At 71.4% G+C, this 15,197-nt stretch carries 14 protein-coding genes; 9 read left to right on the plus strand and 5 right to left on the minus strand.

The window, feature by feature from the left end:
- The first annotated feature begins 90 nt into the window (after positions 1 to 90).
- On the plus strand, positions 91 to 471 hold the full coding sequence (locus RFN52_RS23990) for a winged helix-turn-helix transcriptional regulator (RefSeq protein ID WP_184848914.1): 381 nt from the start codon (positions 91 to 93) through the stop codon (positions 469 to 471).
- 30 nt (positions 472 to 501) lie between these two features.
- Here RFN52_RS23990 and RFN52_RS23995 read toward each other — a convergent pair whose 3' ends face one another.
- The 5 genes from RFN52_RS23995 to RFN52_RS24015 form a co-directional block, all read right to left on the minus strand.
- Positions 502 to 1,581: a 2-oxoacid:ferredoxin oxidoreductase subunit beta gene (locus tag RFN52_RS23995; RefSeq protein ID WP_184848916.1), complete on the minus strand. Its 1,080-nt coding sequence runs from the start codon at positions 1,579 to 1,581 to the stop codon at positions 502 to 504.
- Positions 1,574 to 3,502 (minus strand): 2-oxoacid:acceptor oxidoreductase subunit alpha, encoded by a 1,929-nt coding sequence (locus tag RFN52_RS24000; protein ID WP_184848918.1) that lies wholly within the window; start codon positions 3,500 to 3,502, stop codon positions 1,574 to 1,576. Before RFN52_RS24000 ends, RFN52_RS23995 begins: the two co-directional genes overlap by 8 nt.
- A gap of 175 nt (positions 3,503 to 3,677) precedes the next feature.
- On the minus strand, positions 3,678 to 4,337 hold the full coding sequence (locus RFN52_RS24005; protein ID WP_308431987.1) for a response regulator transcription factor: 660 nt from the start codon (positions 4,335 to 4,337) through the stop codon (positions 3,678 to 3,680).
- 234 nt (positions 4,338 to 4,571) lie between these two features.
- Positions 4,572 to 5,933 (minus strand): sensor histidine kinase, encoded by a 1,362-nt coding sequence (locus tag RFN52_RS24010; protein WP_184848922.1) that lies wholly within the window; start codon positions 5,931 to 5,933, stop codon positions 4,572 to 4,574.
- A 291-nt stretch (positions 5,934 to 6,224) separates the two neighbouring features.
- Positions 6,225 to 7,433 (minus strand): sensor histidine kinase, encoded by a 1,209-nt coding sequence (locus tag RFN52_RS24015; RefSeq protein ID WP_184848924.1) that lies wholly within the window; start codon positions 7,431 to 7,433, stop codon positions 6,225 to 6,227.
- Between the two features lie 223 nt (positions 7,434 to 7,656).
- Between RFN52_RS24015 and RFN52_RS24020 the strand changes: the two genes are divergently transcribed.
- From RFN52_RS24020 to RFN52_RS24055, 8 genes are read left to right on the plus strand one after another with little or no spacing between them, the layout of a single operon-like run.
- Entirely contained in the window at positions 7,657 to 8,064 is a 408-nt protein-coding gene (locus RFN52_RS24020; protein ID WP_031116983.1) for an NADH-quinone oxidoreductase subunit A, read from the plus strand.
- Complete coding sequence (locus RFN52_RS24025) at positions 8,055 to 8,705, plus strand: NADH-quinone oxidoreductase subunit B (RefSeq protein WP_184848928.1); 651 nt, start codon at positions 8,055 to 8,057, stop codon at positions 8,703 to 8,705. Before RFN52_RS24020 ends, RFN52_RS24025 begins: the two co-directional genes overlap by 10 nt.
- Positions 8,702 to 10,369: an NADH-quinone oxidoreductase subunit C gene (locus RFN52_RS24030; RefSeq protein ID WP_184848930.1), complete on the plus strand. Its 1,668-nt coding sequence runs from the start codon at positions 8,702 to 8,704 to the stop codon at positions 10,367 to 10,369. Before RFN52_RS24025 ends, RFN52_RS24030 begins: the two co-directional genes overlap by 4 nt.
- The gene (locus RFN52_RS24035; RefSeq protein WP_184848932.1) at positions 10,366 to 11,334 is read left to right on the plus strand and encodes a complex I subunit 1/NuoH family protein; all 969 of its coding nucleotides are present in this window, start codon (positions 10,366 to 10,368) and stop codon (positions 11,332 to 11,334) included. The genes RFN52_RS24030 and RFN52_RS24035 overlap by 4 nt, the downstream gene beginning before the upstream one ends.
- 2 nt (positions 11,335 to 11,336) lie before the next feature.
- Entirely contained in the window at positions 11,337 to 12,128 is a 792-nt protein-coding gene (locus RFN52_RS24040; RefSeq protein ID WP_184848933.1) for a NuoI/complex I 23 kDa subunit family protein, read from the plus strand.
- On the plus strand, positions 12,125 to 12,805 hold the full coding sequence (locus RFN52_RS24045) for an NADH-quinone oxidoreductase subunit J family protein (RefSeq protein WP_311241043.1): 681 nt from the start codon (positions 12,125 to 12,127) through the stop codon (positions 12,803 to 12,805). The genes RFN52_RS24040 and RFN52_RS24045 overlap by 4 nt, the downstream gene beginning before the upstream one ends.
- Positions 12,805 to 13,203 carry an NADH-quinone oxidoreductase subunit NuoK gene (gene nuoK, locus RFN52_RS24050; protein WP_184848935.1) on the plus strand — a complete coding sequence of 133 codons (399 nt, stop codon included), beginning with the start codon at positions 12,805 to 12,807 and terminating at the stop codon, positions 13,201 to 13,203. The genes RFN52_RS24045 and nuoK overlap by 1 nt, the downstream gene beginning before the upstream one ends.
- A complete protein-coding gene (locus tag RFN52_RS24055; protein ID WP_184848937.1) occupies positions 13,200 to 15,194 on the plus strand; it encodes an NADH-quinone oxidoreductase subunit 5 family protein in 1,995 nt (664 codons plus the stop codon). The genes nuoK and RFN52_RS24055 overlap by 4 nt, the downstream gene beginning before the upstream one ends.
- Positions 15,195 to 15,197 lie beyond the last annotated feature (3 nt).

Here is a 15,197-nt window from a genome sequence, read left to right on the forward strand (position 1 = left end):
GTGAGGACTCTCCTTGTGGGGTGCGTTGGCACTAACCCTAGGAGGTGCGCTAACTCTTGGAAAGTACCCACTTTGAAGTAAGGTACTGGCATGGCGGTAAGTGATAGCGAAGCCCTCTGCCCGTACAGGCTGGTCCTGGAGCACGTGACGAGCCGCTGGGGCGTGCTCGTCCTGATCGAGCTCCTGGACCGCCCGTACCGGTTCAGCGAGCTGCGCCGCGCGATCGGCGCCTACGGCGGCCGGGGCGTCAGCGAGAAGATGCTCACGCAGACCCTCCAGACCCTGGAGCGGGACGGACTCGTCCACCGCGACGCCAAGCCCGTCATCCCGCCGCGCGTCGACTACTCCCTCACCGGCCTGGGCCGCGAGGCCGCCGAGCAGGTGCGGGCCCTGTCGCAGTGGACGCGCGACCGCATGGACGACGTGGAGAAGGCGCGGCGGACCTACGACGAGACCCGGGCCGCCTCCTAGCGTCCCGGGCCTCGTTGGGTGTCCGGCAGGTCAGCCGACGACCGTCCAGGTGTCGCCGCCCGCCAGCAGCGCGCCCAGGTCGCCCTTGCCGTGCTGCTCGATCGCGGTGTCCAGCTGGTCGGCCATCTGCGTGTCGTAGACGGGCCGCTCCACGGAGCGCAGGACACCGATCGGCGTGTGGTGCAGCGTGTCCGGGTCGGCGAGGCGCGACAGCGCGAACGCCGTGGTCGGGGAGGGGGAGTGCGCGTCGTGGACGAGCACCTGGTCCTCGTTGTCCGGCGTCACCGCGACCACCTTCAGATCACCGGTCAGCGCATCCCGGACCACGCCCTTGGCCTGGTCGGCGCCGAACCGGATCGGCCGGCCGTGCTCCAGCCGGATCACGGCCTCCTCGGCCTGCTGCTTGTCCTTCAGGGCGTCGAAGGCGCCGTCGTTGAAGATGTTGCAGTTCTGGTAGATCTCGATCAGCGCCGTGCCCTGGTGGGCGGAGGCCTGGCGCAGCACCTCGGTGAGGTGCTTGCGGTCGGAGTCGACCGTGCGCGCCACGAACGACGCCTCCGCGCCGAGCGCCAGCGACACCGGGTTGAACGGCGCGTCCAGCGAGCCCATCGGCGTCGACTTCGTGATCTTCCCGACCTCGGAGGTCGGCGAATACTGGCCCTTGGTCAGACCGTAGATCCGGTTGTTGAACAGCAGGATCTTGAGGTTGACGTTGCGGCGCAGCGCGTGGATCAGGTGGTTGCCGCCGATGGACAGCGCGTCGCCGTCACCGGTGACGACCCACACCGACAGATCCCGGCGGGAACTGGCGAGCCCCGTGGCGATGGCGGGGGCGCGGCCGTGGATGGAGTGCATCCCGTAGGTGTTCATGTAGTACGGGAAGCGGGAGGAGCAGCCGATGCCCGAGACGAAGACGATGTTCTCCTTCGCCAGCCCCAGTTCGGGCATGAAGCCCTGCACCGCGGCGAGGATGGCGTAGTCGCCGCAGCCGGGGCACCAGCGCACTTCCTGATCGGACTTGAAGTCCTTCATCGACTGCCTGCCCTCGGCCTTGGGGACGAGGGAAAGCGCCTCGATGGTGCCCGTTCCGTGCGTGGACGTCTCAGCCATCGATGGCCTCCTTCAGAGCCGCGGCGAGCTGCTCCGCCTTGAACGGCATGCCGTTGACCTGGGTGTACGAGTGGGCGTCGACCAGGTACTTCGCCCGGATGAGCATGGCGAGCTGCCCGAGGTTCATCTCGGGGATCACCACCTTGTCGTAACGCTCCAGCACGGAGCCCAGATTCCGCGGGAAGGGGTTGAGATGGCGCAGATGCGCCTGCGCGACGGACTCCCCGGCTCTGCGCAGCCGCCGCACCGCGGCCGTGATCGGCCCGTACGTCGAGCCCCACCCCAGGACCAGCGTCTTCGCCCCGTGGGGATCGTCCACCTCGACGTCCGGGACGTCGATGCCGTCGATCTTCGCCTGCCGGGTGCGCACCATGAAGTCGTGGTTGGCCGGGTCGTACGAGATGTTGCCTGTGCCGTCCTGCTTCTCGATGCCGCCGATCCGGTGCTCCAGACCCGGCGTGCCCGGGATCGCCCACGGGCGGGCCAGCGTCTGCGGGTCCCGCTTGTACGGCCAGAACACCTCGGAGCCGTCGTCGAGCGTGTGGTTCGGCCCCTGCGCGAACTGCACCCGCAGGTCCGGCAGCTCCTCGACGTCCGGGATCCGCCAGGGCTCGGAGCCGTTGGCCAGGTAGCCGTCGGACAGCAGGAACACCGGCGTGCGGTACGTCAGCGCGATCCGCGCCGCCTCCAGCGCGGCGTCGAAACAGTCCGCCGGGGTGCGCGGCGCGACCACCGGTACCGGAGCCTCGCCGTTGCGCCCGTACATCGCCTGGAGCAGGTCCGCCTGCTCGGTCTTGGTCGGCAGACCCGTCGACGGGCCGCCGCGCTGGATGTCCACGACCAGCAGCGGCAGCTCCAGCGAGACCGCGAGACCGATCGTCTCCGACTTCAGCGCCACACCGGGACCGCTCGTCGTGGTCACGGCCAGCGAACCACCGAAGGCCGCGCCCAGCGCGGCCCCGATGCCTGCGATCTCGTCCTCCGCCTGGAAGGTCCGCACGCCGAAGTTCTTGTGTTTGCTCAGCTCGTGCAGGATGTCCGAGGCCGGAGTGATCGGGTACGACCCCAGGTACAGCGGCAGATCCGCCTGCCGGCTCGCCGCGACCAGCCCGTACGACAGGGCGAGGTTGCCGGAGATGTTGCGGTAGACGCCCGGCGGGAACGCCGTGGCCGCCGGGGCGACCTCGTAGGAGACGGCGAAGTCCTCCGTCGTCTCGCCGAAGTTCCAGCCGGCCCGGAACGCCGCGATGTTGGCCGCCGCGATGTCGGGCTTCTTCGCGAACTTCGACTTCAGGAACCTCTCGGTGCCCTCCGTGGGCCGGTGGTACATCCAGCTCAGCAGGCCCAGCGCGAACATGTTCTTGCTGCGCTCGGCCTCCTTGCGGCTGAGGTCGAACTCCTTCAGCGCCTCGACCGTGAGCGTGGTCAGCGGCACGGGGTGCAGGTGGTAGCCGTCCAGCGACCCGTCCTCCAGCGGGGACGTCTCGTAGCCGACCTTCTGCATCGCCCGCTTGGTGAACTCGTCCGTGTTGACGATCACCTCGGCGCCGCGCGGCAGGTCTCCGATGTTCGCCTTCAGCGCCGCCGGGTTCATCGCCACCAGCACGTTCGGCGCGTCACCGGGCGTGAGGATGTCGTGGTCGGCGAAGTGCAACTGGAAGGACGACACACCCGGCAGGGTCCCGGCGGGCGCCCTGATCTCGGCCGGGAAGTTCGGCAGCGTCGACAGGTCGTTGCCGAACGACGCGGTCTCCGAGGTGAAACGGTCACCGGTGAGCTGCATGCCGTCACCCGAGTCCCCCGCGAACCTGATGATCACCCGGTCGAGGCGACGGACATCCTTCGCGCCCGCCGCTTTGCGCTGCTCTCCTACGACTGCTCCGTCGGCCTGCTCCGCTGGGCTACTGACCTGGCTGGTCACTGAACTGGACCTCCCTCGAGGACGCTGTCCGGGACAGGCCTTCCCGCAGGCCCTCCCAGGATCAACCCTACGACCGCAGGGGTCGCCTTCTTCGTGTCATTCGCATCTTGGACACGACTTTGGGATGATCATGCGTCCGGTTATGTCCGGGTCTCCCACGTCGGCGGGTGAAACGTCATGACTTGAGGTACGTGAGCACGGCCAGCACCCTGCGGTGGTCCCCATCGCTCGGGGACAGCCCCAGCTTCAGGAAGATGTTGCTGACGTGCTTCTCGACCGCCCCGTCGCTGACCACCAGCTGCCGCGCGATCGCCGAGTTCGTCCGCCCCTCGGCCATCAGCCCCAGCACCTCACGCTCCCGCGGGGTGAGCCCCGCCAGCACGTCCTGCTTACGGCTGCGGCCCAGCAGCTGCGCGACCACCTCCGGGTCGAGCGCCGTACCGCCCTCCGCCACCCGCACCACCGCGTCAACGAACTCCCGCACCTCGGCCACCCGGTCCTTCAGCAGATAGCCGACACCCCGGCTGGAGCCCGCGAGCAGCTCCGTGGCGTAGCGCTCCTCCACGTACTGCGACAGCACCAGCACCCCGAGCCCCGGGTGCGCCTTGCGCAGCTGCACCGCCGCCCGCACCCCCTCGTCGGTGTGCGTCGGCGGCATCCGCACGTCCGCCACGACCACGTCCGGCAGCTCGCCCTGCGCGTCCAGCTCCGTGATGGTCTTGATCAGCGCCTCACCGTCACCCACCCCGGCGACGACGTCGTGCCCGCGGTCCGTCAGCAGCCGGGTCAGGCCCTCCCTGAGCAGCACTGAATCCTCGGCGATGACCACCCGCACCCTGTCCTCCACGATCTCCGGCCCCCCACAGCCCCGATGCCGCCCGTCCGCAGCCCGAAACGGCTCGCGCCCACCCGTGCGACGGGTCCAGCATTTCAGGGTCGGGGGGTGAATGGGGCCGGGAGCGGCTTCTTGACTGGCCGATCGGGTGGTGCGGGAGAGATGGGGGCCAGAGGCGACGGCCCCTGACCCTGGCCCTGTCACGGCTCGTGGGGCCATGAGCCCTCGCGACGGTCACCGCACGTGAGCCCCCCGCCACGGCAACTCCGCGGTCACCCGGGTCGGCCCGCCCGCCGGCGAGTCCACCACCAGGATCCCGTCCACCGCGTCGAGCCGGTCCGCCAGCCCCGCGAGCCCCGACCCCTCGGAGACGTCGGCCCCGCCCACGCCGTTGTCCACGACCTGCAGCATCAGCCGGTTCTCCGTCCGCCACACCTCGACGCCCGCCCAGGTCGCCCGTGCGTGCTTGCTGACGTTCTGCAGCAGCTCCGACACCGTGAAGTACGCGATCCCCTCGATGGCCGGCGCCGGCCGCTCCGCCAGGTCCACCTCGACCCGCACCGGCACCGTGCAGCGCGACGCCACCGCCGACAGCGCCGCGTCCAGCCCCCGGTCCGTCAGCACCGCCGGATGGATCCCCCGGGCCAGGTCGCGCAGCTCCTGCAGTGCCGTCTTCACCTCGCCGTGCGCCTCGTCCACCATCCGCGCGGCCGCCCGCGGGTCCTCCTGGAGCTTCTCCTTCGCCAGCCCCAGGTCCATCGCCAGCGCCACCAGCCGGGCCTGCGCCCCGTCGTGCAGATCCCGCTCGATGCGCCGCAGGTCGGCCGCGGCCGTGTCCACCACGACCCCCCGGTCCGACTCCAGCTCCACCACCCGCGACGCCAGCCGCGACGGCCCGAGCAGCCCGTGCACCAGCAGCCGGTCCACCATCGTCAGCGCCCGCACGATCCACGGCGACGCGATCGTGAACAGCAGACCCACCAGCGCGGTCACCGTGATCTCGAAGGGGTTGTCGAGATAGATCCGGTGCGTCTCGTCGCCGTACAGCTGGATCCCCTCCTGCCCGGCGTACACCGGGAACACCCAGAACCACAGCGGGTACGTCAGCAGCGCCCAGCCCAGCACCCACACGTTCACCGCGACGACGAACGAGAACACCGCCCAGGGCAGGTGCAGCACCGCGTACAGCAGGGCCCGCCACGAGGCGCCGCTCCTGAGGACGGCCCCCATCCACGCCATCGCGCCCGGCTTGTTCCTCCGCAGCGGCTCCGGCTCAGCCACCTCCAGGCCCAGCAGCCCCCGCGCCCGCATCCGCTCCAGCGCCCCGAAACCGCGGCACCCGGCGAGCCCCGCCGCCAGCACCGGTATGCCGAGGAACGTGACCAGCAGTCCCGCCCCCAGCGACACCATCGTGACCGCGTACGTGAACAGCAGGATGCTGATCGGCAGACTGAGCAGCACGTGGGTGAGCTCCAGCCAGCTGCGCAGCTCGACCGGCGCCCGCAGGGCGGCGGGCATCCGGTGCCGCCGTTCGGTGCTCCCCGGAAACCCGGGCCCGCTGTCGAGCCCGTACCCCTGTCCGTACTCCGTGGCCATCGGCGCCGTCCTTCTCCTCGTCCCGCGGCTGTGCTCTCCTACCTCCACCCTGCTGCGCCGCAGGTCGGCGGACCATGGAGTCCGTCGGCGTCTTGGACGGGGGGTTTTCCCTACCCCGGGCCCCTGTCCCCGGGGGTCCTGCCTCGCGGCCTCTGTCCCGGGGCCCCTGTCCCGTCCCGGGGCCCCTGTCTCGTGGCCTCTATCCCGGGGACCTGTCCCGTCCCGGGGTACCTGCCTGGTCGCCTCTATCCCGGGGACCTGTCCCATCCCGGGCCCCTGCCCCCGTGGCCTCTATCCCGCGGCCCCGGACCGGTCACGCCACGGCAGTTCCGCCGTGACCGTCGTCGGGCCGCCCACGGGCGACTCCAGGACGAACAGCCCGTCCACGGCGTCCAGCCGCTCCGCCAGGCCCTTCATCCCCGTACCGCCGTCGAGGCTCGCGCCCCCGCCTCCGTCGTCCCACACCTGGATGAGCAGCCGGGTCTTCGTCCGCCACACGTCCACCGAGGCCGACCTCGCCCCGCTGTGCTTGCTGACGTTCTGCAGCAGCTCCGAGACGGTGAAGTAGGCGATGCCCTCGATGGCCGCGGCCGGCCGCTCCGGCAGATCGACCGTCACCTTCACCGGGACCGTGCAGCGCGAGGCGACCGAGGACAGGGCCGCGTCCAGACCGCGGTCGGTCAGGACCGCCGGATGGATGCCGCGCGCCAGATCCCGCAACTCCTGGAGCGCCAGCTTCACCTCGCCGTGCGCCTCCTCGACCATCGCTGCCGCCGCGTCCGGATCCTCCAGCACCTTCTCCTTGGCCAGACCAAGACCCATGGCCAGATTCACCAGCCGCGCCTGCGCCCCGTCGTGCAGATCCCGCTCGATGCGCCGCAGGTCGGCCGCGGCGGTGTCCACCACGACCCCCCGGTCCGACTCCAGCTCGGCGATCCGCCGCTCCAGCTCGTCGGAGGGCGACAGCAGCGCCCGCACCATGGCCCGGTCGGCGTTGGCCAGCCCCCGCGCGATGAACGGCAGCACCGGCCACAGCACGAACAGCGAGGCCAGCGTGACGGTGAAGGTGAGCACGCCCCACGGCAGCCGGATGAACTCGTACAGCACCGTGCGCCAGCCCACCGGGTCCTTCAGCTGCATCCACAACCGCTGGAAGAAGCCGCCCCCGCCGCGCAGCCGCAGCCGGCTCGGCTCCTCGATCCGCACCCCGAGCAGCGCCCTGGCCCGTGCCCGCTCCATCCTGCCCAACTGCCGCGCACCCACGAGTCCGGCCGCGAGCAGCGGGAACCCGACCACCGTGACGGTCAGCCCGAAACCGATGGACATCATCGTCACGACATAGGTGAAACCGAGCAGCGCGACCGGCAGGTTGGCCAGCAGGTGCGCGATCTCTTTCCAGGTGTGCCGGTCATAGGCGAGCCGGGCGGGCGGCGGACGGTCGTCCGGCCCGGCGGCCCCCCGGGCCGCCGTCGTGCCCGGGGACGGGATGCGTTGGGTCATATGCGTTAGCGTGCCCGGCGGCGGGCGACGGCGCCATGAGGTGGACCGCCAGGATCGACTGAGGAAAACCCCACCCCCGCATGCCGGACCGTGACGGGCTGCTTACCCTGCCCTTATCAGGGCCTAGACTCCCGTGCGTACAGATCGTCGAACGGCGGCAGCGAGTGAGCCGCAGCAACGTCGCATGATCCAGGTCCGAATTCTGAGGGAGCGAGGGACGGACGTGCCGGAACCGACCGTCGTCACCACGACCGTCGTCGCGGCGGACTACTTCCAGTCCTATTCGGTCGTCGGACTGCTCGCCGTCGTCGGCGTGCTGTTCGTCGCCGTCGCGTTCGGGGCCGGCCGCCTGCTGCGGCCCGTGGTCCCCACCCCCGAGAAGCTCCTGACGTACGAGTGCGGCGTCGACCCCGTCGGCGAGGGCTGGGCCCACACCCAGGTCCGCTACTACGTGTACGCCTTCCTCTACGTGATCTTCGCCGTCGACTCGATCTTCCTGTTCCCCTGGGCGACCGTCTTCGCCGCCCCCGGCTACGGCGCGACGACCCTGGTCGAGATGTTCATCTTCCTCGGCTTCCTGGCCGTCGGCCTGCTCTACGCATACAAGAAGGGCGTCCTGACATGGACGTGAACCCCTCGGCGCCCGAGCCCGTCCTGCTGCCCGAGCCCAAGCGGCTGGGCGCCCTGGCCCGCCTCGCACCCGAGCCGATGAAGGTCGTCCTCAACTGGGGCCGCCGCTACTCGCTCTGGGTCTTCAACTTCGGCCTCGCCTGCTGCGCGATCGAGTTCATCGCCGCGTCGATGGCCCGCCACGACTTCATCCGCCTCGGCGTCATCCCGTTCGCCCCGGGCCCCCGCCAGGCCGACCTGATGGTGGTCTCCGGCACCGTCACGGACAAGATGGCCCCGGCCGTGAAGCGCCTCTACGAGCAGATGCCCGAGCCGAAGTACGTCATCTCCTTCGGCGCGTGCAGCAACTGCGGCGGCCCCTACTGGGACTCGTACTCCGTCACCAAGGGCGTCGACCAGATCATTCCGGTGGACGTCTACGTGCCCGGATGCCCGCCTCGCCCCGAGGCACTGCTCCAGGGCATCCTCAAGCTCCAGGAGAAGATCGCCCGCGAGTCGCTGGGGGAGCGGTACGGCACCGGCGCCGGCCGGCCGTCGGCGGCGGCACTGCAGAGCGGACTGGTGCAGCCGCCTGCCCCCGCTGCGGGCCCCGGCCCGGGCCCCCTCCCGGGCTCGGACCCGACGCCGGGGGAGGGACGATGACCGCCGTCGGCTGGCTGCCCTCCGACGCCGAGGAGCTCTTCGGTCCCGACGCCACGGCCGAGGAGTCCTACGAGGTCCTGACCGTCGACGTACCCCCGGCCGCCTGGATCACCGCCCTGGAGACCGCCCGCGACCGGCTCGGCTGCACCTACTTCGACTGGCTGAGCGCGGTCGACGAACCGGGCACGGGCTTCCGCGTCTCGGCCCACGTCGCCGCCCTGTCCCCGCTGCGACGTCTCCTCCTCCGTACGACGGTCCCGCACGAGGCCCCCGCCCTGCCCTCCGCCGTCGGTGTCTACGCGGGTGCCGCCTGGCACGAACGCGAGACGTACGAAATGTTCGGCATCACCTTCGAAGGCCACCCGGCGCTGGACCACCTGCTCCTGCCGGAGAACTTCGAAGGGCACCCCCTGCGCAAGGACTTCGTCCTGGCCGCCCGCGTCGCCAAGGCCTGGCCCGGTGCGAAGGAACCGGGCGAGTCGGAACACGGCGGCCCCAAGCGCCGGCAGATGCTCCCGCCCGGCGTCCCCGACCCCAACGAATGGGGCCCCCTCAAGGGCCAGCTCCCCCCGGCCCCCGCCCGCCCGGCCCGCGGCGCGGCACGCCCCACGGGAGAACGCCCGGCACGACGAACCCGCTCGGCATCGGCAGGCTCCGCGAGCCAGTCCGGTGCGGGGGCGGGTGCCTCGGCTGGTGGGTCGGCTGCCTCGGCTGGTGGTTCGGGGACGTCGGCTGCTGCGGCCGCTGGTACGGAGACGTCGACTGCCGGTTCGGGGGCCTCGGCTGTCGGAGGGGAGGCTCCAGGCGCTGGTGCGGAGGCTCGGGCCGCGGCTCGGCGTTCGCGTACGGCGGCGGAGGGCTCCGCGAGTCAGTCCGCTGGTGGTGCGGAGGCGCCGGCTGCGGCTCGGCGTTCGCGTTCCGCGGCGGAGGGGTCGGCGAGCCAGTCCCCGCCCGGCGAGCCGACCGCTGCGTCCCCGACGGGACCGCGGCGCAACCGCTCGGCGTCACAGGGTTCGGCGTCACAGGGTTCGGTGTCGCAAGGTGCGGCTTCGGAGGGCGCGGTGCCGCAGGGTTCGGCTTCGCAGGGTGCGGTGTCACAGGGTTCGGTGTCGCAAGGTGCGGCTTCGGAGGGCCCGGCGAGTCAGCAGCCCAGCGACCAGGCACCTTCGACGCCGGGCTCCGAGTCTGCGGCGTCGGGCCCCGAGCAGGAGGCGCCGGTCTCCGAGCCCTCGGCGGCCGAGGCATCGACTCCGTCGGCAGGACCGCGCCGGTCGCGCAGCGCATCGCAGGGCAGCGCGAGCCAGCGGACCCGGTCCGACCGCGGTGACAGCCGGCCGGGCAGGGCTTCAACCACCCCCCACAGCTCGGACGCCCCCTGGCACCACGCCCGTCCGGCCTTCGACGAACCGGCTCCCGAACCGTCCCCGGAAGCAGCGCAGTTGCCGGGCGAAGAACCGTCGAGCGGGTCAGAGACCTCCAAGTCCTCGGACAACCGGGAGTCCTCGGACAACCGGGAGTCGGCGGGCGACCCGGAGACGGCCTCGGGCGCTCCCGATAGCCCGGACACCTCCGACAGCCCCGAGTCGGCGTCGGACACCCCCGACAGGCCGGCGGCCTCCGACAGTCTGGACACCCCCGAGGACCCCGCAGGAGGCCAGCAGTGAACGACGTGCTCGACGTCGCCCTGCGACTCCTGATCGTCTTCGTCGTCTTCCTCACCTTCCCCCTGGTCATCGGCCAGACCGAGCACAAGGTGATGGCCCACATGCAGGGCCGCCTCGGTCCCATGTACGCCGGCGGCTTCCACGGCTGGGCCCAGCTGATCGCCGACGGCGTGAAGTTCGCGCAGAAGGAGGACGTCGTCCCGGCGGGCGCCGACCGCCGCATCTTCCAACTGGCCCCCGCCGTCGCCCTCCTGCCCTACCTCCTCGTCCTGCTCGCCATCCCCATCGGCCCCGGCGAGGGAGCCGTCGGCCAGGTCATCGACGCGGGCGTCTTCTTCGTCCTGGCCGTCATGGGCGTCGGCGTCCTCGGCTCGCTCATGGCCGGCTGGGCGTCCGCGAACAAGTTCTCCCTGCTCGGGGGCCTGCGCACCGCCGCCCAGCTCCTCGCCTACGAACTCCCGATGCTCCTGACGGCGGCCTCCGTGGCGATGGCGGCCGGGACCGTCTCCCTCCCCGGCATCCTCGACGCCTTCGAGTGGTGGTGGCTGCCCTGGCAGATCGTCGGCGCGATCGTCTTCTTCGTGGCCGGCCTCGCCGAACTCCAGCGCCCGCCCTTCGACATGCCGGTCGCCGACTCGGAGATCATCTTCGGTGCCTACACCGAGTACACCGGCCTCCGTTTCGCTCTCTTCCTCCTCGCCGAGTACGCCGGAATCGTCGTCCTGTGCGGGCTGACCACCGTCCTCTTCCTGGGCGGCTGGCACGGCCCCTGGGGCGCCGACGGCCTCGGCTGGGTCTGGACCCTGCTGAAGACCGCGGTCCTCGCCTTCCTCGTGATCTGGCTGCGCGTCACCTACCCCCGTCTGCGTGAGGACCAGCTCCAGAAGCTCTCCTGGACCCTCCTCGTCCCCCTCTCCCTCGCCCAGATCGCCCTCACCGGCGTCGTCAAGGTGGTGATCCAGTAACCATGGCCCCCATCCCCGGCTCTGGGCTCGCCAAAGGCCTGGCCGTCACCCTGCGCACGATGACGAAGAAGTCCGTCACCGCGCAGTACCCGGACGCCCAGCCCGATCTCCCGCCCCGCACCCGCGGTGTGATCGGCCTGTTCGAGGAGAACTGCACGGTCTGCATGCTGTGCGCCCGTGAGTGTCCCGACTGGTGCATCTACATCGACTCCCACAAGGAGACCGTCCCGGCGGCGACCCCGGGCGGCCGCGAGCGGAGCCGCAACGTCCTCGACCGCTTCGCCATCGACTTCTCCCTGTGCATGTACTGCGGTATCTGCATCGAGGTCTGTCCTTTCGACGCGCTGTTCTGGTCCCCCGAGTTCGAGTACGCCGAGACCGACATCCGGGAGCTCACGCACGAGCGGGACAAGCTCCGCGAGTGGATGTGGACCGTCCCGGCCCCGCCCGCCCTCGACCCCGGCGCGGAGGAACCGAAGGAACTGGCCACTGCCCGCAAGACCGCCGACAAGCTGGCCGCCCAGCAGGCCCCGCCGGTCACCGAACCGCACGCCGACGAGCAGGCCCGCGCCGCCGAACAGCCCACCCGCCCCCAGGGCGACTCCAAGCAGCAGACCGACCAGCCGAAGCCGGACGAGCCCAAGCCGGACGAGCCGAAGCCGCAGCCGGTCGAGCCGAGGCGGGACGGGCCGAAGCCGGACGAGTCCGGGCCGGATCAGCCGAGGCGGGGCGGGTCGAGCCCTGATGAGCCGAGGCCGGACCAGCCGACCCCGGGGCAGGAGGGACGGGAATGACCCTCGCCGCAACCGCCGCCCACCTCGCGACCGGCCCGACCACCTCGGCCGCCGCAGGAACCCACAGCTTCCTCTCCCCGACGGGCGTCGAGATCGCCTTCCTCCTCGTCGGCCTGGTCACCTTCGGCGCCGCGCTCGTCACCGTCACCACCCGGCAACTGGTGCACGCCGCCCTGTGGCTGGTGGTCACCCTCGGCGGCCTCGCCGTCGAGTACCTCCTGCTCACCGCCGAGTTCATCGCGTGGGTGCAGGTCCTCATCTACGTCGGTTCCGTCGTCGTCCTCCTCCTGTTCGGACTGATGCTCACCAGGGCTCCCATCGGCCGCTCCCCGGACGCCGACTCGGGCAACCGCTGGGCCGCCCTCACCGTGGCCGTCGCCGCCGCAGCCGCCCTGGTCTGGGTGGTCGTGGACGCGTTCCGCACCACCTGGATCGACCTGGACGGCCCCGCCGCCGGCTCCACCGAGGCCACCGGCGCGAGCCTCTTCCAGAACTGGGTCCTCCCCTTCGAGGCCCTCTCCGTCCTCCTCCTCGCCGCCCTGGTCGGCGCGATCGTCCTGTCCCGCAAGGCGAAGGCGGAGTCGAGCTCTCCCTCAATGAACGCCCCGGCTGTCACCAAGAGTTCCCGGTCGGTCACAGAAAGTCCGGGGAGTTCTGAGCAGGAAGGTGGCCGCTGATGCACCTCGCCTATCCCGCCGTGCTCTCCGCGCTCCTCTTCTGCACGGGCCTGTACGGCGTCCTCGCCCGCCGCAACGCGATCCTGGTCCTGATGTCGGTCGAGCTGATGCTCAACGCCGTCAACCTCAACCTGGTCGCCTTCGACGTCTGGCTCAGCAGGACCGCTGAGGAAACCCTGCACTCCGGACAGGCGCTGACCCTGTTCACCATCGCCATCGCCGCCGCCGAGATCGGCATCGGCCTGGCGATCGTCCTCGCCGTGCACCGCAACCGCGGCACCGCCGACATCGACAGGCTCCGCGACACCTCCGAACGGCACGACCCCGACGGCACCGACCACGACGCCCGCACGGCCGAGCCGTCCGACGAGGCCCAGAAGGCTGAGGCCACCGCGTGACCACGACCACCCTCGCCGTCCTCGTCCCCCTCCTCCCGTTCCTCGGCTCCGTCGCCGGGCTGCTCCTGGGCCGCACGGCACCCGGCTTCGTCCGCCCGCTCGCCGTCCTGCCGACGCTCACCTCCCTCGTACTCGCCGCGCTCGTCGCCATGCGCCAGGGCGGCGGCGCGGCCGTCGACTCGGCCACGGAACTCACCCCCACCGGCTCGGTCCCGATCGAGCTGGCCCTGCACATCGACGGCTTCGCCGCCCTCGTCGCCGTCCTGGTCGGCCTGGTCGCCTCCTGCGTGCAGATCTACTCGACGGGCTACTTGCGCGACGACCCGCGCTACCCCTCCTACGCCGCCCTCGTCTCGCTGTTCACCTCCGCGATGCTCCTCGTCGTCTACTCCGGCGACCTGATCGTGCTTCTGGTCGGCTGGGAAGTCATGGGCATCTGCTCCTACTTCCTCGTCGGTCACTACTGGGAGACCTCGGAGGCCCGCGCCGCCTCCCTCAAGGCATTCCTGGTCACCAAGCTCGGCGACGTCCCCTTCCTCATCGGTCTGTTCGCCCTGGCCACCGACGCCGGATCGTTCCGCATCACCCGGATCCTCGGCACCGTCGCGAGCGGCTCCCTCGACCATCCGACGCTGATCGCCCTGCTCCTCCTCGCGGGCGTGGCGGGCAAGTCGGCGCAGTTCCCGCTGCACACCTGGCTCCCCGACGCGATGGCGGGCCCGACCCCCGTCTCCGCGCTGATCCACGCCGCGACGATGGTCGCCGCCGGTGTCTACTTCATCGCCCGTCTCCTCCCGGTCTTCGAGGCCTCCCAGGCCGCGATGGTCGTCCTCGCCGTCATGGCCGCCGTCACGATGGCCGGCTCGGCGCTCGCCGCGCTCGCCCAGGACGACATCAAGCGCGTCCTCGCCTACTCGACGATCGGCCAGCTCGGCTACATGACCGGCGCCCTCGCCGTCGGCGACCGCGGGGCCGCCGTGTTCCACCTCCTGTCCCACGGCGCCTTCAAGGCGCTGCTGTTCCTCGCCGCCGGCGTGATCATCCACGCCGCCGGCACCAACTCGCTCGCCGCCATGTCCCGCATGCGGAACCTGCGCGACCGCGTCCCCGACGCCTACTGGACGATGACCGTGGCACTGCTCGCGCTCGCCGCGATCCCGCCCTTCAGCGGCTTCTTCTCCAAGGAGGCCGTGCTCGGCGTCGCCGAGCACGTCGTCACCGGCCACACCGAGCACGCCCCCGCCGCGGCCGGCTGGATCGTCCTCGTCGCGGGCCTGGTCACGGCCGTGCTCACCGCCGCATACGCCACGCGCCTGTGGCTGCTGGCCTTCCGGGGCCGGGGCACCGAAGCCCCCGACCACGGCAGGCAGCCGCTGACGATGACCGTCGTGCTGTGGGTGCTGGCCGCGCCGTCCCTGGCCTTCGGCGCATTCGCGTTCCGCCTGCTGCCGGACTGGTTCGACGGCCGGGACCTCAGCCCGACCCTGACCACCTCCGTGCTCGGCACGGGCGTGGCCCTGGTCGGCGGCATCGTCACCTACGCCGCCTGGCGGCACACCACCGCGCTCACCGCCCGCGTCCCGCTCGGCGCGGTCGCGGCCCACCCCGAGGGCGACGCGGCCCAGGTCGAGGCCGAGGCCATCGCCAGCCACGAGCCCGCCTACGGCGACATCGCCTACGCGCCGGACCCTGCCGACCCCGGACGGCTGCTGCTCGGCCCGCTGCACCGGCACGCGGCCGCGGGCTTCCACCTGGACGCCGTGTACACGACCGTCTTCGTCCGCCCGGTCCGGGCCGGAGCGAGCCTCGTCCGGTTCCTCGACAGGGAGGTCGTCGAGACCTACGTGCGCGGTGCCGGTGCGCTGCCCCGCTGGCTCGGCACGGCCGTACGGCGCGCCCAGACCGGCAACGTCCAGACCTATGTGAGCGCGCTGCTCGCCGGCACCGTCGTCCTCGCGGTCGCCGTCGTCCTCGTCGCCACGGGAGCGTGAGCA

Origin of the sequence: Streptomyces collinus (genome assembly GCF_031348265.1) — a bacterium.
Lineage (GTDB): Bacteria > Actinomycetota > Actinomycetes > Streptomycetales > Streptomycetaceae > Streptomyces > Streptomyces collinus.